Annotated in this window: 20 protein-coding genes; 8 read left to right on the top strand and 12 right to left on the bottom strand. The window is 54.5% G+C overall.

The genetic code is table 11. The features are described from left to right. Positions 1-204 precede the first annotated feature (204 nt). A complete protein-coding gene (bhsA, locus tag MUU47_RS18240) occupies positions 205-462 on the top strand; it encodes a multiple stress resistance protein BhsA (RefSeq protein WP_258989581.1) in 258 nt (85 codons plus the stop codon). A 73-nt stretch (positions 463-535) separates the two neighbouring features. Here bhsA and ldtC read toward each other — a convergent pair whose 3' ends face one another. From ldtC to MUU47_RS18225, 3 genes are all read right to left on the bottom strand, one after another. Continuing rightward, positions 536-1,501, bottom strand: a complete 966-nt coding sequence (ldtC, locus tag MUU47_RS18235) for a L,D-transpeptidase LdtC (RefSeq protein ID WP_258989580.1) — start codon at positions 1,499-1,501, stop codon at positions 536-538. Positions 1,502-1,650: 149 nt separating this feature from the next. Next, on the bottom strand, positions 1,651-5,097 hold the full coding sequence (mfd, locus tag MUU47_RS18230) for a transcription-repair coupling factor (protein ID WP_258989579.1): 3,447 nt from the start codon (positions 5,095-5,097) through the stop codon (positions 1,651-1,653). A gap of 112 nt (positions 5,098-5,209) precedes the next feature. Then, positions 5,210-6,274, bottom strand: a complete 1,065-nt coding sequence (locus MUU47_RS18225) for an acyltransferase family protein (RefSeq protein WP_258989577.1) — start codon at positions 6,272-6,274, stop codon at positions 5,210-5,212. A 194-nt stretch (positions 6,275-6,468) separates the two neighbouring features. Here MUU47_RS18225 and lolC point away from each other — a divergent pair, with 194 nt between their 5' ends. From lolC to cobB, 5 genes are read left to right on the top strand one after another with little or no spacing between them, the layout of a single operon-like run. Then, positions 6,469-7,668, top strand: a complete 1,200-nt coding sequence (gene lolC, locus MUU47_RS18220) for a lipoprotein-releasing ABC transporter permease subunit LolC (RefSeq protein WP_258989575.1) — start codon at positions 6,469-6,471, stop codon at positions 7,666-7,668. Continuing rightward, positions 7,661-8,362, top strand: a complete 702-nt coding sequence (lolD, locus tag MUU47_RS18215; protein WP_159775230.1) for a lipoprotein-releasing ABC transporter ATP-binding protein LolD — start codon at positions 7,661-7,663, stop codon at positions 8,360-8,362. Before lolC ends, lolD begins: the two co-directional genes overlap by 8 nt. Further along, a complete protein-coding gene (lolE, locus tag MUU47_RS18210) occupies positions 8,363-9,607 on the top strand; it encodes a lipoprotein-releasing ABC transporter permease subunit LolE (RefSeq protein ID WP_258989574.1) in 1,245 nt (414 codons plus the stop codon). A gap of 54 nt (positions 9,608-9,661) precedes the next feature. Beyond that, a complete protein-coding gene (gene nagK / locus MUU47_RS18205) occupies positions 9,662-10,573 on the top strand; it encodes an N-acetylglucosamine kinase (RefSeq protein WP_258989572.1) in 912 nt (303 codons plus the stop codon). A 13-nt stretch (positions 10,574-10,586) separates the two neighbouring features. Continuing rightward, positions 10,587-11,408, top strand: a complete 822-nt coding sequence (gene cobB, locus MUU47_RS18200; RefSeq protein ID WP_258989571.1) for a Sir2 family NAD+-dependent deacetylase — start codon at positions 10,587-10,589, stop codon at positions 11,406-11,408. A 42-nt stretch (positions 11,409-11,450) separates the two neighbouring features. On the opposite strand, the gene potD is transcribed toward cobB, so the two are convergent. The 4 genes from potD to potA are packed head-to-tail and all read right to left on the bottom strand — an operon-like array spanning position 11,451 to position 15,247. Further along, positions 11,451-12,485, bottom strand: a complete 1,035-nt coding sequence (gene potD / locus MUU47_RS18195) for a spermidine/putrescine ABC transporter substrate-binding protein PotD (protein WP_258967298.1) — start codon at positions 12,483-12,485, stop codon at positions 11,451-11,453. Further along, on the bottom strand, positions 12,482-13,273 hold the full coding sequence (gene potC / locus MUU47_RS18190; protein ID WP_258989570.1) for a spermidine/putrescine ABC transporter permease PotC: 792 nt from the start codon (positions 13,271-13,273) through the stop codon (positions 12,482-12,484). Before potC ends, potD begins: the two co-directional genes overlap by 4 nt. Beyond that, positions 13,270-14,127 (bottom strand): spermidine/putrescine ABC transporter permease PotB, encoded by an 858-nt coding sequence (potB, locus tag MUU47_RS18185; protein WP_258989569.1) that lies wholly within the window; start codon positions 14,125-14,127, stop codon positions 13,270-13,272. The genes potC and potB overlap by 4 nt, the downstream gene beginning before the upstream one ends. Continuing rightward, complete coding sequence (potA, locus tag MUU47_RS18180) at positions 14,111-15,247, bottom strand: spermidine/putrescine ABC transporter ATP-binding protein PotA (protein WP_258989568.1); 1,137 nt, start codon at positions 15,245-15,247, stop codon at positions 14,111-14,113. The genes potB and potA overlap by 17 nt, the downstream gene beginning before the upstream one ends. A gap of 255 nt (positions 15,248-15,502) precedes the next feature. On the opposite strand from potA, the gene pepT reads away from it, so the two are divergent. Both pepT and MUU47_RS18170 read left to right on the top strand, forming a co-directional pair. Beyond that, a complete protein-coding gene (pepT, locus tag MUU47_RS18175; RefSeq protein ID WP_258989567.1) occupies positions 15,503-16,732 on the top strand; it encodes a peptidase T in 1,230 nt (409 codons plus the stop codon). 102 nt (positions 16,733-16,834) lie between these two features. After that, positions 16,835-17,542 (top strand): YopT-type cysteine protease domain-containing protein, encoded by a 708-nt coding sequence (locus MUU47_RS18170; RefSeq protein WP_258989566.1) that lies wholly within the window; start codon positions 16,835-16,837, stop codon positions 17,540-17,542. A 499-nt stretch (positions 17,543-18,041) separates the two neighbouring features. Here the strand turns inward: MUU47_RS18170 and MUU47_RS18165 are convergent, their stop codons facing one another. The 5 genes from MUU47_RS18165 to hflD form a co-directional block, all read right to left on the bottom strand. Continuing rightward, on the bottom strand, positions 18,042-19,163 hold the full coding sequence (locus tag MUU47_RS18165) for a ribosomal protein uL16 3-hydroxylase (RefSeq protein WP_258989565.1): 1,122 nt from the start codon (positions 19,161-19,163) through the stop codon (positions 18,042-18,044). 124 nt (positions 19,164-19,287) lie between these two features. After that, positions 19,288-20,751 carry a two-component system sensor histidine kinase PhoQ gene (gene phoQ, locus MUU47_RS18160; RefSeq protein ID WP_258989564.1) on the bottom strand — a complete coding sequence of 488 codons (1,464 nt, stop codon included), beginning with the start codon at positions 20,749-20,751 and terminating at the stop codon, positions 19,288-19,290. Continuing rightward, a complete protein-coding gene (phoP, locus tag MUU47_RS18155; protein ID WP_258989563.1) occupies positions 20,748-21,422 on the bottom strand; it encodes a two-component system response regulator PhoP in 675 nt (224 codons plus the stop codon). Before phoP ends, phoQ begins: the two co-directional genes overlap by 4 nt. Positions 21,423-21,551: 129 nt before the next feature. Next, entirely contained in the window at positions 21,552-22,922 is a 1,371-nt protein-coding gene (purB, locus tag MUU47_RS18150; RefSeq protein ID WP_258989562.1) for an adenylosuccinate lyase, read from the bottom strand. A 3-nt stretch (positions 22,923-22,925) separates the two neighbouring features. Beyond that, positions 22,926-23,567 carry a high frequency lysogenization protein HflD gene (gene hflD, locus MUU47_RS18145; RefSeq protein ID WP_125353693.1) on the bottom strand — a complete coding sequence of 214 codons (642 nt, stop codon included), beginning with the start codon at positions 23,565-23,567 and terminating at the stop codon, positions 22,926-22,928. Positions 23,568-23,571: the final 4 nt, after the last annotated feature.

The following is a 23,571-nucleotide window of genomic DNA, read 5'->3' as shown; positions in this document are numbered from 1 at the left end:
AAAACAAACACGCTGCATAACCAGCGCCCAATCGCATAAAATAAAATAATCATATGATTATGAAAAATAAGGCATTAATTATTAACATAACAATCGCTATAAAAACAATTTGACGTGTGACGAAGGTCACATTATTATTTACATATCGATTGTTAAGTTAATAATAACGACCTGCGAAAATTCATCTGCATAGGTAAAAGAATCATGAAAAGCATCAAAACCCTGGCCGTAGCCGCTGTTCTGAGTTCTCTGTCATTCGCAAGCTTCGCTGCTGTAGAAGTGCAGTCCACCCCAGTTGATCAACAAAAAGTGGGTGTGATTTCGGCTAATGCCGGCACGAATCTGGGCTCTCTGGAAGACCAGCTGGCGCAGAAAGCCGACGCGATGGGGGCTAAATCATTCCGTATTACCTCAGTTACCGGTCCAAACACCCTCCACGGGACTGCGGTAATTTATAAATAAGGCCCTCCTTATTTAACCCTCGGCAATGCCACTGCCAAAAAAAGACCGCGACGTTTGTCGCGGTCTTTTTTTATTACAGATTCTGAACCGGCGGTTCGTCATGCCGGGTGACGTTCACCGGCATCCCGGAACGTACCTCCATCGCATGCTCCATCACCTGCGCATCGGTCTGCGGCGAATCCTTGAATGTCGTCATCGTACTATTCAGGCTAATCGGCAACACCTTCGGATCGTCATCAATATGCTTCGACAGCGGCTGATGAACTTCAACCAGATGTACGCCGCCCGGCTCCACGGACGCTTTAATCGGCGTATTGATAATGTTCACTTTCGTGCCTGGCGTAACCTGTTTGAACAGGGTTTCGATATCGCCATCTCGAAGACGAATACAGCCAGAGCTCACACGCATCCCAATGCCGAAGTCGGCATTCGTGCCGTGCAGCAGATACACACCGCCGTACGCTGCAAGACGAATCGCATGGTGTCCCATCGGGTTCTCCGGCCCGGCAGGCACGACCGCAGGTAAACTTATCCCCATCGCTTTATAACGCGCACGAATATTGGCCGTCGGTGTCCAGGTTGGATTGGCGCGTTTATCGGACACCGTGGTCACCATTTCCGGAGTGAGCGTCGTGCCGCCCAGTTGGCCAATGCCAATCGGGTAAATGGTGACGCTGTTTTTACCCGGCGGGTAGTAGTAAAGACGCAGTTCGGCGAGGTTAATGACCATACCTTGACGCGGAGCGTCCGGGAGTAGGGTTTGCAGCGGGATTGTTAACACGCTGCCCGCACGCGGAACATACGGATCGACGCCAGGGTTCGCCTGTAACAGGGCCAAAAATCCGACGTTATATTTTTTGGCAATAGCCTCAAGTGAACCGCCGTTGTCTTCGACGACGTGATAGCGGTTTTCGCCCACCAGGCGGCTGCCAGGCGGGGGAAGGGGCCAGGTGTTAGCGCGCGCGGGAAGGGCCGCGGCAAGAGTTACGACGACTGACAACAGGGCCAGTACGCGCAGGAAACGCGATTGAATCATCATCACAGCACATCCATAACGGTGATTGAGCAGGGAAAACCCTCATTATGGCGTCAGTGCGTGTCTGGATGTTTCAGTGGTTTGCAAAGAGTGTGTAAATTAATGCGCAGCGGAAAGCCCCGGCGACATACGCTGCCGGGGGATGTCAGAGGTTATGCGACGGCGTTTTCTTCGAGTTGCTGCATGAAGTTGCGCACCCATTCCATACGGTTTTTCCGCTCGGCCAGTTCCTGGAAGAACTTCAGACGCGTCGGTCCATCAAGACGATAATGCTGCGGCTGTTTTTGCAACAGACCAATCAGCCAGACCGGGTTGACGTGGTTTTTCTCATTGAACTCAATCACGCCGCCTTTTTCGTTGCCTTCGAGTTTACGAATGCCAAGCTTCTGCGCCTGCTGACGCAAACGGGCGATATCCAGCAGGTTACGCGCGGCATCCGGCAACAGGCCAAAGCGGTCGATAAGTTCGACTTTCAGCTCGTCCAGCGCCTGCTCGCCCTTGGCACTGGCGATCCGTTTGTAGAACGACAGTCGCGTGTTGACGTCAGGAATGAAATCCTCCGGCAGCAGTGACGGCATCCGCAATTCGACTTCCGTTTGCTGGTTGGTCAAATCTTCCAGCGACGGCTCACGGCCTTCTTTTAACGCGTCCACCGCATTTTCCAGCAGCTCCATATACAACGAGAAGCCGATGGTTTCCATCGATCCGCTCTGATCCTCGCCGAGCAATTCGCCCGCACCGCGGATCTCCAGATCGTGCGTCGCCAGTGCAAAACCCGCGCCTAAATCTTCCAGCGAGGCGATGGCTTCAAGGCGTTTTTGCGCATCGGTCGTCATTGCTTTCGGGGGCGGGGTCAGCAGCCAGGCATAGGCCTGATGGTGCGAACGGCCCACGCGACCACGCAGCTGGTGTAGCTGTGCCAGACCAAAGTGATCCGCACGTTCGATGATGATGGTGTTGGCAGTCGGAATGTCGATCCCAGTTTCGATTATCGTGGTACACACCAGCACGTTGAAACGCTGGTGGTGGAAATCGTTCATCACGCGTTCCAGCTCGCGTTCGCGCATCTGGCCGTGGCCGATGGCAATTCGCGCTTCTGGCACCAGTTCCGCCAGCTTATCCGCCGCTTTCTGAATGTTTTCTACGTCATTGAAGAGGTAGTAAACCTGTCCGCCGCGCAGCACTTCGCGCAGAATGGCTTCACGAACCACCAGCTTGTCGTATTCACGCACGAAGGTTTTAACCGCCAGACGACGCGCAGGCGGCGTGGCAATAATCGACAGATCGCGCATACCGCTCATCGCCATGTTCAGCGTACGTGGAATAGGCGTGGCGGTCAGGGTCAGAATGTCGACGTCGGCACGCATCGCTTTGATACGTTCTTTGTGGCGCACGCCGAAACGGTGCTCTTCATCGACGATCAGCAGGCCGAGATCGCGCCATTTCACGTCGCTTTGCAGCAGTTTGTGCGTCCCAATCAGAATATCGATTTTCCCCTCGCTGGCCTGTTCCAGAATTTGCGTCTGCTCTTTGGCACTGCGGAAGCGGGAGAGCATTTCGATACGCACCGGCCAGTTGGCGAAGCGGTCGCGGAAGTTGTCGAAGTGCTGTTGCGCCAGCAGGGTGGTGGGCACCAGCACCGCCACCTGCTTATTGTTTTCTACCGCCAGGAACGCGGCGCGCATAGCGACTTCCGTTTTACCGAAACCTACGTCACCGCACACCAGACGGTCCATCGCCAGCGGCTGGCACATGTCACTCAGCACGGCGTTAATCGCCTGGGCCTGATCCGGCGTGGTTTCAAACGGGAAGGTATCGCAGAACATCTGATACTGTTCCCGGTCGTGCTTAAACGCAAAGCCGGATTTCGCCGCACGTTGCGCGTAGATATCCAGCAGTTCAGCGGCCACATCACGCACTTTCTCAGCGGCTTTCTGACGTGCGCGCGCCCAAACGTCGCCACCCAGTTTGTGCAGCGGGGCATTGTCTTCCGCACCGCCTGCGTAACGGCTGATCAAATGCAGCGACGATACCGGCACGTACAGTTTGGCGTCGTTAGCATAGGTGAGCATCAGATACTCACCGGTAATGCCACCGGCTTCGAGAGTGGTCATGCCCGCGTAGCGGCCGACGCCATGCTCCAGATGCACCACTGGCTGACCAGGATGCAGCTCGGCCAGGTTACGAATCAGCGTATCCGGGTTGATGGTCCGGCGCGAATCCTGACGACGGCGTGCCACGCGCTTGCCCAGCAGATCGCTTTCGCAAATCAGCGCCCGGTTACGCAGCGTGTCGATGTAGCCATGTTCGGCGGAGCCAATCATCAGATAGCGGCCGTTGCCGTCGCACTCATCCAGACGCTGAATGCGTTTTGGAGAGAGTTTAATACGCGCCAGCAGTTCGCCCAGAGCTTCACGCCGGCCTTCACTTTCTACTGAGAAAATAACCGGCCCATCGAAGCCTTCGAGGAAGCGACGTAGGCTATCCAGCGGCGCTTTCTGCTGGGCCTGGACCGCGAGATCCGGCAGCTTCTGATATCCAAGATTCACGTTCGCGGCTTTATCGGGGAGCACGTCTGTTTTCAGCTGAACGCGCGGCCATTTTTTCAGCTCGCTGAACAGCTCATCGGTGCGCAGCCACAGATTTTCAGGCTCCAGCAGCGGACGCATCGGATCAACGCCACGGTTTTCAAAACGCGCGTGGGTGTCGGCTTCAAAACGATGAGCGCTGGCCTCCGGGTCGCCGGTATTCACCAGCAGCGTATTGGCCGGGAAATAGCTGAACAGCGGCGGCAGCGGCTCGCTGAAGAACAGCGGCTGCCAGTATTCGATGCCGGTCGGTAACGTGCCTTTGCTCACCTGCTGATAGATGTGCTCCGCGTCGCGTTTGACCTCAAACTTATCGCGCCACTGGCTGCGGAACAGTTCGATGGCAGTTTTGTCGGTCGGGAATTCGTGCGCGGGCAGAAGGTTGATGGCATCGACTTCCTCCAGCGTACGCTGGGTATCGGCATCAAAAAGCCGCAGGCTGTCAATGTCGTCATCGAAGAAATCCAGACGGTACGGTCGGTCGCTGCCCATAGGGAATAAGTCCAGCAGCGCGCCACGGGTGGCGTATTCACCGTGTTCCATGACCTGATCAACATGACGATAACCCGCGCTATCGAGCTGCGCCCGCAGCGCATCGCGTGAAAGGCGCTGGCCTTTTTGCATCACCAGCGCATGACCGTGCAGATAGCTGTGCGGGCACACACGCTGCATCAGCGTATTCACTGGTACGATCAGCACGCCGCGCTGCATGGTTGGCAGCTGATAGAGCGTCGAAAGGCGCGAGGAGATAATTTCCTGATGCGGCGAGAAACTGTCGTACGGCAGCGTTTCCCAGTCGGCAAGATTCATGACCAGTTCGTCGGTGAACTGGGCAATTTCATCCTGCAAACGCAGTGCGTTTTGCATATCGGGGGCGATAAGCACCACCGGGCCACGGTGGCGTTCGATAATCTGAGCAACTTCTGTTGCGCAGGCGGCGCCGGTTAACTCACCGAGCAGACGCTGCTCGCCCGCCTTCGTCGGTAGGGCGTATCGTTGTTTTTCAGGCATAAATAATGTCGGGGTCCCGTAAAGGTTTACCCCCTGATTATGGGGGCAAACCGCCGCTCTTCAATGAAGATTATTATCCTCAATCGACCGACATTAGCAAATCAGGGCACGATTATGGCCGACTGGCTGCCAAAGAAGGAGGGGAAAAGAAGATATCGCCCGCCAGACGCTGGGAGAGGCTGCGTGCCAGCATTCCGGTCGCCACGCACAGCAGCAGGCTGAAGAAGGGATAGAACAACAGAATCGCGAGTTCAACCGACGGCGAGCGCGCCTGGGTGCTGAACCAGCCAATAAGCAAGAGGCTGAAAATCTCCACCAAAATTCGGTGAGTGGTGTAAATCGCGATGGTATTTGAGCCCACCACGTTCAACAGAGAACGCTCCGACGGCGGGAAGCGACGGCCCATGGCGTAGAACAGCTTCATAATCGCAAAAATCGACAACAGCGACAGGAACAGCGGCGTGCGCGCGAACCACAGCACAACAGAGATCAGGGCGAATGCACCCAGGGCCAGCCAGCGCTGACGCACGTTAAAGGCCATCATCCATGCCATTAACGCTGTGCCGTACCATGCGCCTAATGCGTAATAGATGACGTTACGCAGCACGCTGTTCATACCCCACCACGGCGTCGGCAGAAAATTAATCGCAATGCTGAGCAGCGCCAACCCGGCAATCATCAGCGTTTTACCGCGCGAGGTCAGCTTGCACAGCACGAAGTAGGCAATAAGCGCGTACAAGTACCACAGGCTGGTGCTGGCGGTGAGCATCCCCTGCACAAATTCGCCCAGGCTATCGGCATAAGCCGCATTCGCGCTGCTGCTGACATCACGATCCGGCGCCAGCCACTGCGTGAAACGGCTCAGCGCCTGCCATTGTAACACGCCCCACAGTGCCAGCACCCACAGGATGTTGCCGACGCGCTTGCCAAGGCTGTCACGCCAGGAAACCCCGTCGATGTAACGCTGGATCAGAAATCCGGAGATAAAAAAGAACACCGGCATACGGAAAGGGGCGAGATAGAGATTGAAGTACACCCAGCATTTCGCCAGCGTCCCAGACCACGGATGCTGGAAGCCGCTAAGATGCGGATAGAAGGTGATCACCGAGTGGTAAAATACCACCAGGCAAATGCATAGCCCCTTGATTTGATTGAGCCATAATGTTTTTTCTTTCATGACGATCCACGTTTTTCATTGCCATTAACAAGGGACTATCCTCAAGGGCTTTTGACGAGGAGTAATGGGTAACATTCTGTATTTGATTCATTTTCAGATAAAGATCAGGGTGCGGCTATCTGGTTTAGCGCATTTACGCTCAGGTCTTTCGCTTATATACTCGGGCTCTAGCTAACAGCAACCAGACGGATTACATGTACCAACCTGTCACACTATTCATTGGCCTGCGTTACATGCGTGGGCGCGCAGCGGACCGCTTCGGTCGCTTTGTCTCCTGGCTGTCGACCATCGGCATCACGCTCGGCGTAATGGCGCTGGTGACCGTGTTATCGGTCATGAACGGTTTTGAGCGCGAGCTGCAAAACAACATCCTCGGGCTGATGCCACAGGCGGTTCTGAGTGCCGATCAGGGTTCAGTGAACCCGCAGAAAATCCCTGAAACCGAAGCCAGACTGAAGGGCGTGACTCGTGTTGCGCCGCTGACCACCGGTGATGTGGTTATTCAGAGTCCGCGCAGCGTGGCGGTGGGCGTGATGCTCGGTATCGATCCAAGCCAAAACGATCCGCTGACGCCGTTCCTCGTTAACGTCAAACAAACCGCGCTGGAAACCGGGCAATACAACGTCATTCTTGGCGAACAGCTGGCCGGGCAACTGGGCGTGAAACGTGGCGATCAAATTCGCATCATGGTGCCGTCCGCCAGCCAGTTCACGCCGATGGGCCGCGTACCGAGCCAGCGTTTGTTTAACGTGATTGGCACGTTTGCCGCAAACAGCGAAGTCGACGGTTACCAGATGCTGGTCAATATTCAGGACGCTTCACGTCTGATGCGCTACCCGCTCGGCAACATTACCGGCTGGCGCTTGTGGCTTGATAAGCCGCTGGAAGTCGATACGCTGAGCACCCAGAAGCTGCCTGAAGGCACCAAATGGCAGGACTGGCGCGAGCGCAAAGGCGAGCTGTTTCAGGCCGTGCGCATGGAAAAAAACATGATGGGCCTGCTGCTGAGCCTGATCGTCGCCGTCGCCGCGTTTAACATTATTACGTCTCTGGGTCTGATGGTGATGGAGAAACAGGGCGAAGTCGCCATTCTGCAAACGCAAGGGCTGACGCCGCGCCAGATTATGGCGGTGTTTATGGTTCAGGGTGCCAGTGCAGGTGTGATTGGCGCGCTGCTCGGCGCACTGCTTGGCCTGCTACTTGCCAGCCAGCTCAATAATTTGATGCCGATTATCGGCGCGTTCGTTGACGGCGGCGCGTTGCCGGTCGCCATTGAACCGCTGCAGGTGGTCGTCATTGCGCTGGTGGCGATGCTGCTGGCGCTGCTTTCTACGCTTTATCCTTCATGGCGCGCTGCCGCCACCCAACCCGCTGAGGCTTTACGTTATGAATAAGATCCTGTTGCAATGCGACGACCTGTGCAAACGCTATCAGGAAGGCACTGTGCAGACCGACGTGCTGCATAACGTCAGTTTCAGCATTGGGGAAGGTGAGATGATGGCGATTGTCGGCAGCTCCGGCTCCGGCAAAAGTACGCTGCTGCACCTGCTTGGTGGGCTGGATACGCCGACGTCCGGCGATGTGATTTTCAGCGGTCAGCCGCTGTCGAAAATGACGCTAGCGGCGAAAGCTGAACTGCGTAACCGCGAGCTCGGCTTTATCTATCAGTTCCACCATCTCCTGCCGGATTTCACTGCCGAAGAAAACGTGGCGATGCCGCTGCTGATTGGCAAAAAGAAGCCTGCTGAAATTCAGGAACGCGCCCGCGCGATGCTGGCGGCAGTGGGTCTCGATCATCGTCGCAGTCACCGTCCATCTGAACTTTCCGGCGGTGAGCGTCAGCGCGTGGCGATTGCCCGTGCGCTGGTCAATAACCCGCGTCTGGTGATGGCGGATGAACCGACCGGTAACCTCGATGCCCGTAACGCAGACAGCATTTTCCAGCTGCTCGGCGACCTCAATAAACAGCAGGGCACCGCGTTCCTGGTGGTGACTCACGATCTGCAGCTGGCAAAACGCATGAGCCGCCAGCTGGAAATGCGCGACGGTCATCTGAACGATCAACTGACCCTGATGGGGGCGCAGTAAATGGCGTCTCCGTTATCCCTGCTTATTGGCTTACGTTTTAGCCGTGGCCGCCGTCGTGGCGGCATGGTGTCGCTGATTTCTGTGATTTCAACCGTCGGCATCGCGCTGGGCGTGGCGGTGCTGATCGTTGGTTTAAGTGCGATGAACGGATTTGAGCGTGAGCTCAACAACCGCGTACTGGCGGTGGTGCCGCACGGTGAAATCGAACCGGTTAACCAGCCGTGGAACAACTGGCACGATGCGCTGACCAAAGTTGAAAAAGTCAAAGGTATCGCGGCGGCGGCACCGTATATCAACTTCACCGGCCTGATTGAAAGCGGCAGCAACATGCGCGCTATTCAGATCAAAGGCGTCGATCCTCAACAGGAAAACCAGCTCAGCGCGTTGCCGAAATACGTGCAGAATAATGCCTGGGCCAATTTCAAAGCGGGCGACCAGCAAATTATTTTGGGCAAAGGCGTGGCCGATGCACTGAAGGTCAAACAGGGCGACTGGGTATCGATCATGATCCCGAACGCTGATAAAGAGCATCAACTGTTGCAGCCTAAGCGCGTGCGTCTGCACGTGAGCGGGATTTTGCAGCTAAGTGGCCAGCTCGACCACAGCTTCGCGATGATTCCGATGCCGGATGCGCAACAGTATCTGGACATGGGCAGCAGCGTGACCGGAATTGCCATCAAGGTGAACGATGTCTTTAGCGCCAACAAACTGGTGCGCGACGCCGGCGAAGTGACCAACAGCTACGTCTACATCAAGAGCTGGATCGGCACCTACGGTTACATGTATCGCGACATCCAGATGATCCGTGCGATCATGTATCTGGCGATGATCCTGGTGATTGGCGTGGCCTGTTTCAACATCGTTTCTACGCTGGTGATGGCGGTAAAAGACAAGAGCAGCGATATCGCGGTGCTGCGTACGCTGGGCGCCAAAGACGGCTTAATTCGCGCAATTTTCGTCTGGTACGGCTTACTCGCCGGGCTACTGGGCAGCCTGTTAGGCGTAGTGATTGGCGTGCTGTGCGCGCTGAATCTGACAGCCATCATTAACGGCATTGAAAAACTTATTGGTCATCAGTTCCTGTCCGGTGACATCTATTTTATCGACTTCCTGCCATCTGAGCTTCACTGGCTGGACGTCTTTTATGTGCTGGTCACGGCACTGGTGCTGAGTTTGCTGGCGAGCTGGTATCCTGCCCGCCGCGCCAGCCGAATTGATCCTGCAAGAGTGTTAAGTGGCCAGTAATTTCGCGTCATGACCCGGCGACGTTGTCGCCTGGGTCAGTTAAGAGGAATTGCAATGTTCTACGGATTTGACATTGGCGGCAGCAAAATTGCCCTTGGGGTTTTCGACGCACAGCGGCGTTTGCAGTGGGAAAAACGTACTCCGACGCCGCGCGACAGCTATGAGTCCTTTCTGCAGGCCGTTTGCGGCCTGGTCGCTGAAGCTGATGAACGCTTTGGCGTAAAAGGCAGTGTCGGCATCGGTATTCCGGGAATGCCCGAAACCGCTGATGGCACGCTGTATGCTGCCAACGTTCCTGCCGCCAGCGGCCAAAAGCTACGTCAGGATCTCTCTGCTCGTCTCGACCGCGATGTGCGTCTCGACAACGACGCCAACTGTTTTGCACTCTCCGAAGCCTGGGATGACGAATTCACGCAGTATCCGCTGGTGATGGGGCTTATTCTCGGCACGGGCGTTGGCGGCGGTTTAGTTCTGAACGGGAAATCGATAACCGGTCACAGTTACATCACCGGCGAGTTCGGCCATATCCGTCTGCCCGTGGATGCGCTGGATGTCGTGGGACGCGATTTTCCACTGACCCGCTGTGGCTGCGGCCAGTTGGGTTGTATCGAAAACTATCTCTCGGGCCGCGGCTTTGCCTGGCTCTATGAGCACTATAATCAGCAGGCGTTAAGCTCACCAGAGATAGTCGCGCAGTGGGAGCAGGGCGAAACCAAAGCCCGTGAACACGTCGAACGTTACCTCGATTTGCTTGCCGTGTGTCTGGGAAATATTATGACTATTGTCGATCCTGATTTACTGGTGATCGGCGGTGGATTGTCTAACTTTGCTGCGATAACAGATGGGCTGGCAGTACGCTTGCCACGCCATCTGTTGCCGGTGGCTCGCGTGCCTCGCATTGAGCGCGCTCGCCACGGCGATGCCGGAGGAATGCGCGGTGCCGCATTCCTGCATCTTACGGATTGATACAGGGGTTATTATGCAGTCGCGTCGCTTCCATCGACTCAGTCGTTTTCGCCTTACTAAACGCCGTCTGCACGATCGTCTGCGCCAGCGGGTTTTCTTCAGAGACAGAGCGGTGCCGGAAGAGATGGTTAAACCCAGAGTGGTGGTGTTGACTGGGGCGGGAATTTCAGCCGAATCCGGGATCCGCACCTTCCGTGCAGCAGATGGTTTATGGGAAGAACACCGCGTCGAAGACGTGGCGACGCCGGAAGGATTCGCCCGCGACCCGGCGCTGGTGCAGGCGTTTTATAACGCCCGTCGCCAGCAACTCCAGCAGCCCGAAATTCAGCCAAACGCGGCGCATCTTGCGTTGGCAAAGCTGGAAGAAGAACTGGGTGACCGCTTCCTGTTGGTGACGCAGAACATCGACAATCTGCACGAGCGGGCAGGGAACAAGCGTATTATTCACATGCACGGAGAATTGCTAAAGGTTCGCTGTGACTGGAGTGGACAAGTTTTCGAGTGGACGGGTGATGTTACCGTTGACGACAAATGCCACTGCTGCCAGTTCCCGCAGCCGCTGCGTCCGCACGTTGTGTGGTTCGGCGAAATGCCGCTCGGCATGGACGAGATCTACGAAGCGCTGGCGATGGCCGATGAGTTTATCGCGATTGGCACTTCCGGACATGTCTACCCGGCTGCCGGTTTCGTGCATGAAGCGAAACTGCAGGGCGCGCACACCGTCGAACTCAATCTCGAACCGAGCCAGGTCGGCAGCGAGTTCGAAGAGAAACATTATGGGATGGCGAGTGATGTCGTTCCCGAGTATGTGGCAAAGCTACTGAAAGGGCTTTAAGTTGTGGAAAAAAGGCGGAGCATTGCTCCGCCTTTTCGCATATTACCGGCCTGCTTTCAGCTTCTGGTAATAATCTTCGTAGATACGGCTGGCGTCACCGACGTCGTTCTGCCACTCACCTTTCTTAATGGTTTCCGCATCCGGATACAGTGATTTGTCGTTGGCGACGTTTGGATCCAGCAGTTTACGTGCCGCCAGGTTTGGCGTCGGGTAGCCGATGGTTTCTGCAACCTGTTTGGCGACATCCGGGCGTAGCAGGAAGTTAATCAGCTTCAGCGCGCCGTCGACGTTTTTGGCATTTGCAGGAATGGCCAGGCTGTCCATCCAGAAAATACCGCCTTCTTTCGGCCATACCACGTCCAGCGGCGTTCCGGCCTGACGAGCCACGTACGCAGAACCGTTCCACACCATGCCCAGATTCACTTCGCCTTCCATATACGGGTTCGCCGGGTTATCGGAGTTGAACGCCGCGACGTTAGGCATCAGCTTTTGCAGCTCTTTGTACGCCGCCTCAATCTCTTTCGGGTCGGTGGTGTTGCCGGAATAACCCAGTTTACGCAGCGCAATCTGGAACACTTCACGCGCATCGTCGGTCAGCAGCAGGCTGCCTTTATATTCCGGTTTCCACAGGTCGGCCCAGCGGGTGACGGTTTTTGGGTCGATAGCGTCGCTGTTGACGCCAATCGCCGTGGCGCCCCAGATGTACGGAATCGAGTAATCGTTATTCGGGTCAAACGGCTTGTTCAGCATTTCCGGGTCAAGATTGCTGAAGTTGGTCAGCTTGCTTTTGTCGATCTTCTGGATCATGCCTTCTTTGCGCATTTTGTCGACAAAGTAGGTCGAAGGAACCACCAGATCGTACGCGCCGTCTTTATAGGTTTTCAGCTTGGCGTACATGGTTTCATTCGATTCATAGGTCGAATAGATAACCTTGATCCCCGTCTCTTTGGTGAATTGCTCCAGCAGGCCCGGCGGTACGTATTCGGTCCAGTTATAGAAATAGAGCGTTTTGCTGTCATCGGCGTGCGCCGCACCCATTCCGAGCACCAGCGCGGCGGCGGCAAGCATTTTTTTCATGTCGATGTCCTCTGAGATTTCGTTTTATCACGAGCAACGATCTGGCTGGCAACCACCATAACCAGAGAAAGTATTAACAGAATGGTCGCCAGCGCATTCACTTCTGGTGAAACGCCGACTTTAACCATCGAGTAAATCTTGAGCGGCAAAATTTCATAGCCCGGACCGGTGACGAACGAGGAAACCACCACGTCATCCATCGACAGGGTAAAGCTAAGCAGCCATCCGGCAGCGACCGCAGGCATCGCCAGCGGCAAGATGATTTTGCGCAGAATGGTCATTTCGCTGGCACCCAGGTCTTTCGCGGCCTCCAGCATTCGCACATCAAAGCCTTTCAGGCGTGAGTAAACGGTGACCACTACAAACGGCAGACAGAAAGTGATGTGCGAGAACAACAGCGACCAAAAGCCGAGCTGAATGCCAATCAGCATAAACAGCACCAGCAGGGAAATCGCCATCACGATATCCGGCGACATCATCACCACAAACAACATGCCGCTGACGAACGGTTTACCGCGAAAACGATAGCGAAACAGCGCCACCGCGGTGAGTGAGCCAATCAGCGTGGCAAACGTTGCGGAAAATACCGCCATCGTCAGCGAGTGCTGTGCCGCCTGCAACAGACTGTCGTTGTTCATCAGCAGGCTGTACCACTGGGTGGTAAAACCCCGCCAGTTAATGCCAAACCGCGAGCTGTTAAAGGAGTTCACGATCAAAATAATGATCGGAATATAGAGGTAAGCGTAAATGGCGGTCATAAAGCCGCCGCGAAGCAGACGACCGATCATTCGAGTTCCACCGTTCTATTCAGCAACCGCGCAGCGCGCCAGTAAACCAGCAGCATCAGGCCCATCACCAGCGTCAGTGTAATGCTGGTGGCCGCGCCGAAAGGCCAGTCGCGAATATTCAGGAACTGGCTTTTAATGACGTTGCCGATAAGCAGGTTCTTCGCGCCGCCCATCAGGTCGGAGACGTAGAACAGGCCCATCGCGGGCAGCATCACCAGCAGACAGCCGGCAATAATGCCCGGCATGGTCAGCGGTATGAGGATGCGTATAAAGGTCTGGAACTTATTGGCGCCTAAATCGCGGGCCGCTTCCAGCAGCGGTTTGTCGAGCTTCTCAATACTGGAATAGAGCGGCATCACCATAAAGGGTAATAGAATGTAGACCAGGCCGATGATCACCGCGCCTGGCGTATACATAATGCGAATCGGCGTATCAATCACCCCTATCCACAGCAGGAACGCGTTGAGATAGCCTTTGGTGCTGAGGAAAATTTTCAGGCCGTAAATGCGGATCAGCGAGTTGGTCCAGAACGGAACAATCAGCAGAAACAACAGCAGAGGGCGGACTTTTTCCTGCAGGCGTGCCAGGAACCAGGCGAACGGATAGCCGAGGAGCAGACACGCCAGCGTGGCCAGCAGCGCCATATTCAGCGAGTGCAGTAAAACATCAAAATAGAGTGGGTCGAGCAGACGCGCGTAGTTATCCAGCGAAAAGACCATTTTGACGAAACTGGCATCGTCACGGGTCAGGAAGCTGGTACCAATAATCATCAGGTTGGGCAGAAAGACAAATACCACCAGCCAACCGACGATGGTGGCGATAACCACCTTCTGGAATTTACTGGTGTTCTTCATCAGCCAGCACCACCTCCCAGCTTTCGACCCAATTGATGGCCATTTTTTGATCCAGAGAATGGTCGAAGTCCGGGTCGTCTTCATTGAAGAATTCGCTGACCATCACCATTTTTCCGTTTTCCAGCTCAACCACGGATTCCAGGGTCATGCCCTTGTAGTTGCGCTCGCGCACGTAGCCAATCAGGCCCTCGATGTCGTTATCGTGATTAACTTCATCGACGCGCAAATCTTCCGGACGCAACAGCACATTAAGCTTCTGGCCTTTTTCTACCGAGAAGTTGACGTAGATATTACACTCGCGGCCTTCAACGTTGGCGCGCACGCGTTGTTCATCCAGACGTTCAATTACCGTGGCGTTGAACATATTGATTTCACCAATGAATCCGGCGACGAACAGGTTCTTCGGCTCTTCATAAATTTCACGCGGCGTGCCGTCTTGCTCGATTTTGCCATCCCGCATCACTACGATACGGTCAGACATGGTCAGGGCTTCTTCCTGATCGTGGGTGACGAACACAAAGGTAATACCGAGCTTGCGCTGTAGGGCTTTGAGTTCGTTCTGCATCTGCTTACGCAGTTTGTAATCGAGCGCAGAAAGGGATTCGTCCAGCAATAATAGACGCGGTTTATTCACCACCGCGCGGGCGATAGCCACACGCTGCTGCTGTCCGCCGGAAAGCTGATGCGGTTTGCGCTGGGCAAACTCGTCCAGCTGCACCATGCGCAGGGCATCGGTAACGCGAGGCGTAATTTCGTTGGCAGGCGTTTTTTGCATCCGCAGGCCGAAGGCGACGTTCTCGAACACGGTCATGTGCGGGAACAGCGCGTAGCTTTGAAATACAGTATTAACGTGGCGGTTTTCCGCCGGAACATCGGTGATGTCGATATCTTCAAGATGTATGCGGCCGTGGTCGACATTTTCGAGCCCGGCAATCAGACGTAACACCGTGGTTTTACCACAGCCGGAGGGGCCTAGCAGCGTAAGGAATTCACCATTATTGATGGTGAGATTGAGATCTGAAATGACTGTTTTACCATCAAAGCCTTTGCGAATCCCCGCCAGATGCACCAGCGGTGAAAGCGAACGCGATTGTGTATTCAATTTTTTACTCTGTCCCATGTAAACGCAGCGAATGATTCCCGCTACGGGGTGTGTGGTTAACCACCTTTAAAGGTCTGACACATAATTAAGGGCTGGCATTCTACGGCAATCCCCTGAAATCGCCAATCATTCTGCCTCCTTGTTGACTACCTTTATACAATTCGCACAGGTGATTGAAAAAAAATCTCAATTGCCGGGCCAAAAGTGACCTGACGCAATATTTAGGGATCGGTGCTTACTGATAATGTTGACACGAAAAATGAGGGCGACGACATGGATAAATTACTTGAGCGGTTTTTGCAGTACGTTTCGCTGGATACGCAGTCGAAGCCTGGCGTGCGGCAGGTGCCGAGCACCGAAGGGCAATGGAAATTGTTACGCCTGCTCAAAACGCAGCTCGAAGAATTGGGGCTGGTTGACGTCACGCTGAGTGAGAAGGGCACGGTGATGGCCACGCTGCCTGCTAACGTTGAGGGTGATATTCCAGTCATTGGTTTTATTTCTCACGTCGATACCTCACCCGATTTTAGCGGTAAAAACGTCAATCCGCAGATTGTCGAAAACTATCGCGGGGGAGATATCGCGCTCGGTATCGGCGATGAAGTGCTGTCCCCGGTGATGTTCCCGGTGCTGCATCAACTGCTCGGCCAGACGTTGATCACTACCGATGGCAAAACGCTGCTCGGCGCGGATGACAAAGCCGGCGTGGCGGAAATCATGACCGCGCTGGCGTTGATGAAGGCCAATAACGTGCCGCACGGTGAAATTCGTGTGGCCTTCACGCCGGATGAAGAAGTGGGCAAGGGAGCCAAACATTTTGACGTTGAGGCGTTCGGGGCTCAATGGGCATATACCGTCGACGGCGGCGGTGTGGGCGAACTGGAATACGAGAACTTCAACGCGGCGTCGGTGACCATCAAAATTGTGGGCAACAACGTGCATCCGGGCAGCGCAAAAGGCGTGATGGTGAACGCACTGTCGCTGGCTTCGCGCATTCACGCTGAAGTACCCGCCGACGAAAGCCCTGAGCAGACGGAAGGCTATGAAGGTTTCTTCCATCTGACCAGTATTAAAGGCACCGTCGACAGCGCGCAGATGCACTACATTATTCGCGATTTCGACCGTAAACAGTTCGAAGCGCGGAAGCGCAAAATGATGGAAATCGCGAAAAAGGTCGGCAAAGGATTGCACCCGGATTGCTACATCGAACTCATCATCGAAGACAGTTATTACAACATGCGTGAAAAGGTGATGGAGCATCCGCACATTATCGAAGTCGCGCAGCAGGCGATGCGTGATTGCGATATCGAACCGCTGATGAAACCGATTCGCGGCGGCACCGATGGCTCGCAGCTTTCATTTATGGGATTACCGTGTCCTAACATCTTTACCGGCGGTTATAACTACCACGGTAAGCACGAGTTCGCGACGCTGGAAGGAATGGAAAAAGCGGTAAGAGTGATTGTGCGGATTGCAGAGCTAACCGCTGCGGGAGTTAAATAGTCATTAAATGGACACCGTGCTTTTAGCTATTATATCGTGGCCTGGTTGTTTTAACAGCAATTATAGTGTCACGATAAATAGCATAAGGATGTGGTGTTTACTATGAGTAAAAATTTTTTATTTAATCAGACTGCTTATATTGATAGTCATCCCAGGTTAAAAAAAGCTGATGATGGTTGCTGTTTCTCGTTAGCGCTGGCATGGCTCCATGCGACCTGTAAATATAAAATGGATGTGAGCTATTTTGAGAAAACTAAGGTGCAGAACAGAGTCTCCAGGTGGCAAAAAACACATAACCATGACTTAATAAAAAAGCTGGAGCGGGAATATGAACATCTCCATATTGATAATCAGTATAAAATTATTCTTGATGGTGTCAGTAGCGCCGGGAAAAATAACACAAAAATAAAGAATGACTTGATTATTCGTCAGATTCAGAAATGGGGCGGCAAGCGAAATCTTATCTTGCTCGGCGCTAAAACCAGCTATTCCTCTGGGGATGTTGATATCTATTTCACATCTGCATTGTACCGCGAATTAATAAACAATGGGCCACTTCCTGTTTATGGCGTCATTCTTCTTAATGGAAATGATAAGTCGCATGCTTTATCTTATACAATTACCAATGAGCTAGAAATGATAAAGCTCTTTGATTCTAATAGCGGTGAATATAGTTTTCAAAGAAAAGAAGAGTTCCAGCATTTTCTTAACCGCTACCTGTCGACACGCTATGCCTTTCTTGGCAGCAGTTGGTGTGTCATTAAGTTAAATAAAACGATGACCAAGCGTGGTTGGAACTGCTTCCGATAAGCCAAGGATTACGCCCTTCATTTGTAGAAAGAAGGGCGTAGTAATGATTAATCCTCGAAGGAACCAATAACCAAATTGAGAGGAAAAACAATCAACTCATAATGTTACTCGTAGCTCGCCATAAAATTCGCCACGCCTGTTTTGATGGTGTCACTGGTTTGAATATAAGCGGCAGTGAGGGGGATAGTAAAATTACCCTGTTCGGAGGTCTGCGCCACAAATAGTTTCTGATTAAACTCTACCGGGGCTTTGTTAATGGAATGATCGCCTCCTACATCTTGGGCCACAGTGGGATGATAAATCGTCACTACTTGAGCGGAGCGGCACAGTTTCGTTCCTGTGCCGCTACAGTGTGGGAGGGTACAAGAAGAACCACTCGGACGGAGCATCAATGTTAGTGAGGTTGCTGCACTGCCTAAGGGTTACTACAAGGGGAAGACCCCATTACATTGCCTGACATTTACCCCATGGTGTGGCGATGCCATGGGGATGTATGTTATCAGTCCTCAAAGAACCAATAACCGCAGTTAACCAACGCTGACAGCATCGCCAGGAAGGAAGGGTCTTCCAGCGCATCGCCAAAGTGTTCCGCGTTCAGTTCAATATGACTCGCCAGCGCTTCCAGTGCCGGGCGATGTGGCGATTCAATTTTCTCACCGTTCACATACACTTCACCGTCAATGCGCAGTACGCGCAGGCCACCCAGACGAACCAGTTTGTCGCCCTGTTGCAGCGCATCGTAGATTTCATCGGCCTGATACGGCGGCTCCGGCGGAGAAACGTCGAGTTCGTGGCGCGTCTGGCTGATAAACTCGCCAAACCACTGGGTAAAGTGTTCCGGCTGGCTGATCATTTCGAGCATCATCGCGCGCAACTTCTCGAGTTCCTGCGGCACGATATCCGCCGGATGTTCACGCGCAGGCACGTCCGGGTCTGTATAACGGTGTGTCCCCAGTTCACGCTGCAAGACGTAATCCGCGAAACCACTGATCAGCTCTTTGCCGCTTGGCGCGCGGAAACCGACCGAATAGTTCAGCGAGTTTTCCAGCGAATAGCCTTCGTGCGGGAAACCTGGCGGAATATAGAGAATGTCGCCTGGCTCCATTTCTTCATCGATAATCGCGTCGAACGGGGAGACCTGTAGCAGGTCCGGGTGCGGGCAGTGCTGCTTCATCGGCACTTTGTCACCCACGCGCCAGCGACGGCGACCGGTTCCCTGAATGATAAAGACATCGTACTGATCCAGATGTGGGCCAACGCCGCCGCCGGGCACGGAGAACGAAATCATCAGATCGTCAATGCGCCAGTCGGGCAGGGCGCGGAACGGGCGCATTAGCGCCGCGGTTGGTTCATGCCAGTGGTTTACCGCCTGCACCAGCAGCGACCAGTTGTTTTCACTCAGGTGATCGTAGCTTTGGAAGGGGCCGTGGCTGACCTGCCATTTGCCTTCATGGTGGCTGACGAGGCGGCTATCCACTTCGTCTTCCATGGCGAGGCCCGCCAGTTCGTCAGGGGAAATTGGGTCGACAAAGTCGGTAAAGCCGCGCTTCAACACGACCGGGCGTTTTTGCCAGTAGCGTTCGATAAAGTCGGGCCAGTTGAGCGATAACTGATAATCCATAATGTTTTATTCCACAGGCAGGCTTCTGTTGGGAGTATTGACTCTAAATCATTCGAGTTGCATGAAGTATGACGAGTATAACGGATGGCACCGCCTGACGATGCAGGCGGCGGTAAAAAAAGACTCAGGCCTCTTTGCTTTCCGGATGCTGGCGGCCGAAAATCACTTCCATTTTTGCGCCGCCGAGCGGGCTGTCACCGGGCAGAATTTTGCCTTCATACTGATCCACAATTTCACGCGCCACGGAAAGCCCGACGCCCTGGCCTGGACGCAGCGTATCCACGCGCTGACCGCGGTCAAACACCAGATCGCGTTTGCTTCGCGGAATACCTGGCCCGTCATCTTCTACGAAAATATGCAGATGATCGTCCGTCTGGCGGGCCGACACCTCCACGAACTCCAGACAGTATTTACAGGCGTTATCCAGCACGTTGCCCAGCACTTCCATAAAGTCGTTTTGTTCGCCGACGAAGCTGATTTCCGGTGAGATATCGAGAGTGATGTTCACGCCTTTACGCTGATACACCTTGTTCAGCGCCGACGTCAGATTATCCAGTAACGGTGCCACGGAGTGCAGCTCACGGCTGAGTAACATGCTGCCCGTGCGCATACTGGCGCGATGCAGGTAATAGCCAATCTGCTGCGAGATACGGCTGATTTGCTCCAGCATCACCGGCTCGGCGTCCTCCACGCTGAGCTTGTTCCCGCGCAGGGAACGCAGGGTGCTTTGCAGCACCGCCAACGGTGTTTTCAGGCTGTGCGTGAGGTCGGTCAGCGTGGTGCGGTACTTGTCGTAGCGGTCGCGCTCGCTTTTCAGCAGGCGATTAAGGTTTTGCACCAGGCTTGTGAGTTCGCGGGTGGTTTCCGGGTTCAGCGTCTCGCGGTGGTGCTCTTCCAGTTCGCGCACCTCTTTTGCCAGCGATTCTATCGGCCGCAAACTCCACCACGCAGCGACCCACAATAGCGGAATCACCAACAGCAAATTTGCCGCCAGCACATAGATAAACCAGCTCCACACCATATACGAGCGTTTCAGCTCAATGGGAATGGTGTCGACGACCACGATGGTCATCTGCGGCAAATGGGCAGTCGCGGGATAGATATTGACGGCGACCGAGTGGGTCATTTCGGAGTCGTCATCCTGCTGGCGAATCTCGTTGAGCTGCTGCATTACCGCATGATCGTTACGCAGCAGCATGCTTGATGAGCCAACGTCGGCTTCGATTTCGTGGAAACCGTTGGTCTTCAGCCATTCCGGGCGGATCCGGTCCACCAGCCATGGAACGTCGCGCTGCATCCACATCAGTTTGCCGTGCTTGTCGTAAATTAACGCCATGGTCGGGCTTTGCTGGTCGAGGTTTTCGGGGATCTCAACGCTGATTTTGTTATTTTCAAAGCGGGCGAGGGTGTAGAACAGGTTGCTTTCACCGCGCAGCAAACGGAAAGTGGTTTTATCGAAGCTGACGCTATAGCCGACCAGCGCGACCATCCCGTACGCCAGTGATAGCACCAGAACGACCCCTGCGGTCGCGAGCAAAAAGCGGACGCGCAGGGAGAGGGGCAAAATATGCCTGAGTACTTTTTTCATCCGCGTAGTTCGAACAGGTAACCCTGACCTCGTACGGTGGTGATCACGTCCTGCGGGTACTGCGCCTGGATTTTCTTGCGCAGGCGGCCCATCAGCACGTCGATGGTGTGGCTCTCGCGCAGTTCGGCGTCGGGGTAGAGTTGCAACATTAGCGAATCTTTACTGACGACTTTGCCGTTATTGCGGATAAGCGTTTCCATAATGGTGTATTCAAAAGCGGTCAGCTTGATGACCTCTTCATTCACCGACAGCTCACGGCGTGACAAATCGACCTGGAACGGCGGAAGGGAAATCACCTGCGATGCCAGGCCGCTGTTACGGCGCAGCAACGCCTGCATCCGCGCCACCACTTCTTCGATATGGAACGGTTTGGTCACGTAATCATCTGCACCGGCGCTCAGCACTTCGACTTTGTCCTGCCAGCCTTCGCGGGCGGTCAACACCAGCACCGGGAGTGAGATTTCATGGCTGCGCCAGCGGCGGATCATCGACAGCCCGTCTTCATCCGGCAAGCCTAAATCGACAATCGCAATATCCGGCACATGTTCACCGAGATAATAATCCGCTTCCTTTGCGTCTTCCGCAGCATCAACCTGGTGGCCCAGCTCCTGCAGCTGAACTTTGAGATGGTGACGCAACAGGGCGTTATCCTCCACGACGAGTACGCGCATGTCTCTACTCCCTTTCATTTACGATTTGAATAGTTTAACGCTGATTATAGGGCTGTGGGGATAAACATTGCATAAACCAGGGGGAGAGACCTCTCTCCCCGCCCCGGGCGGGAAGAGAGGAGAGGCAGCTTACTTCAGCTCATCAACCATCGTAATGGCGCGACCGATGTAGTTGGCCGGAGTCATGGCTTTCAGGCGCGTTTTCTCGTGCTCTGGCAGCGCCAGACCATCGATAAACTCTTTCATGCCTTCGGCGTCAACGCGTTTCCCGCGGGTCAACTCTTTCAGCTTCTCGTACGGTTTTTCGATGCCGTAACGACGCATCACGGTCTGGATGGGCTCTGCCAACACTTCCCAGTTGCTGTCCAGCTCTGCCAGCAGGCGATCGCGGTTCACTTCCAGTTTGCTCACGCCTTTCAGCGTGGACTGGTACGCAATCAGCGCATAGCCGAGACCGACACCGAGATTACGCAGCACCGTGGAATCGGTGAGGTCACGCTGCCAACGGGAAACCGGCAGTTTGCTCGCCAGATGTTGCAGCACGGCATTGGACAGGCCGAGGTTGCCTTCGGAGTTTTCGAAGTCAATCGGGTTCACTTTGTGCGGCATGGTAGAAGAACCGATTTCACCGGCAATGGTTTTCTGCTTGAAGTGGTTCAGCGCCACGTAGCCCCACACATCGCGATCGAAGTCGATCAGGATCGTGTTGAAGCGCGCCACGCAGTCGAACAGTTCAGCGATGTAATCGTGCGGTTCAATCTGGGTGGTGTACGGGTTCCACTGAATGCCGAGCGACGTCACGAACGCTTCGCTGAATTCATGCCAATCGACTTCTGGGTAGGCTGCGATGTGAGCGTTATAGTTGCCGACCGCACCGTTGATTTTACCGAGGATTTCCACCTGGTTCAGCTGACGATACTGACGCTCCAGACGGTACGCCACGTTCGCCATCTCTTTACCCATGGTGGACGGGGTCGCAGGCTGGCCGTGGGTACGGGAAAGCAGGGGGATATCGCGATACTGAACCGCGAGGTCTTTCACCGCATCGATAAGCTTACGCCAGTACGGCAGCACCACTTCGTCGCGCGCGGTTTTCAGCATTAGCGCGTGGGACAAGTTGTTGATGTCCTCAGAGGTGCAGGCGAAGTGAATGAACTCAGACACCGCGTGCAGGGCAGGAACATCAGCCACTTTCTCTTTCAGGAAATACTCAACCGCCTTCACATCGTGGTTGGTGGTGCGCTCGATGGTTTTAATGCGCGCGGCGTCTTCTTCGTTAAAGTCAGCGATGATCTTATCGAGGAAACCGTTTGCGTCAGCAGCAAAAGCTGGAACTTCCTTGACAGCTGTGTGCGCGGCTAATTTTTGCAGCCAGCGAACTTCAACCTGCACACGGAATTTCAGCAAACCGAATTCGCTGAAAATGCCGCGCAGCGCGCTGACTTTATCGCCGTAGCGTCCATCGACAGGGGAAACGGCGGTCAGTGAGGATAATTCCATAGATCACAACTCCGGAGTTATATGAGCAAGAATTTGTTTTGCCTGAGTGGTCAGGCGATTACGGGAAAACATGAGTTGCAGACGACCGCCGCCAACCTGGTGCCATAGCACCGCGGCACGGATACCTGCCAACAGGCCAGCACGAACTTTGGCCTGCACCTGCGGGCTTTGCAGCACAGCAGGGGAACCGGTGACCTGAATACGCGGACCCAGCGGGCTAATCACGTCGACATAAATAGCCGCCATCGCGCTCATCAGGGTTTCAGACTGCAAATCGAAATGGTCTAACTGGCGCTGCAGCCCGGCAATGCGTTCGCCGAGGGTGTCCATGGCGCCTTTGGCGGCAAAGAGCTTACGTTCCAGCACCATCAGGCTTAAGGTGTAACGCGTCAGTTCGGCGTTGAGACCCTGACGACTGCTGGCGTTAAGCACCCCAAGCAGCGTTTCAAGGCCGAGGCGAAGATTGGCTTCACTGCCACCGAACACGCCCAGAGTGGAATCCGGGTTGAGATCGATAACGCTGTTCAGCGCCACGTGCAGGGCATCGTTGTCGCAGTGACCCTGATGCGCAAGCTGCTGAACCAGACGGGCCGACTGGCAAATCCCGGCCAGCGCGATAGTGATGTCGTAATAGTTCTTCGCCACTAAA

The organism is Scandinavium hiltneri (assembly GCF_024764835.1).
Classification (GTDB): domain Bacteria; phylum Pseudomonadota; class Gammaproteobacteria; order Enterobacterales; family Enterobacteriaceae; genus Scandinavium; species Scandinavium hiltneri.
The sequence above is the reverse complement of the archived record's forward strand: the minus strand, read 5'-3'. Positions and strand labels throughout refer to the sequence as shown.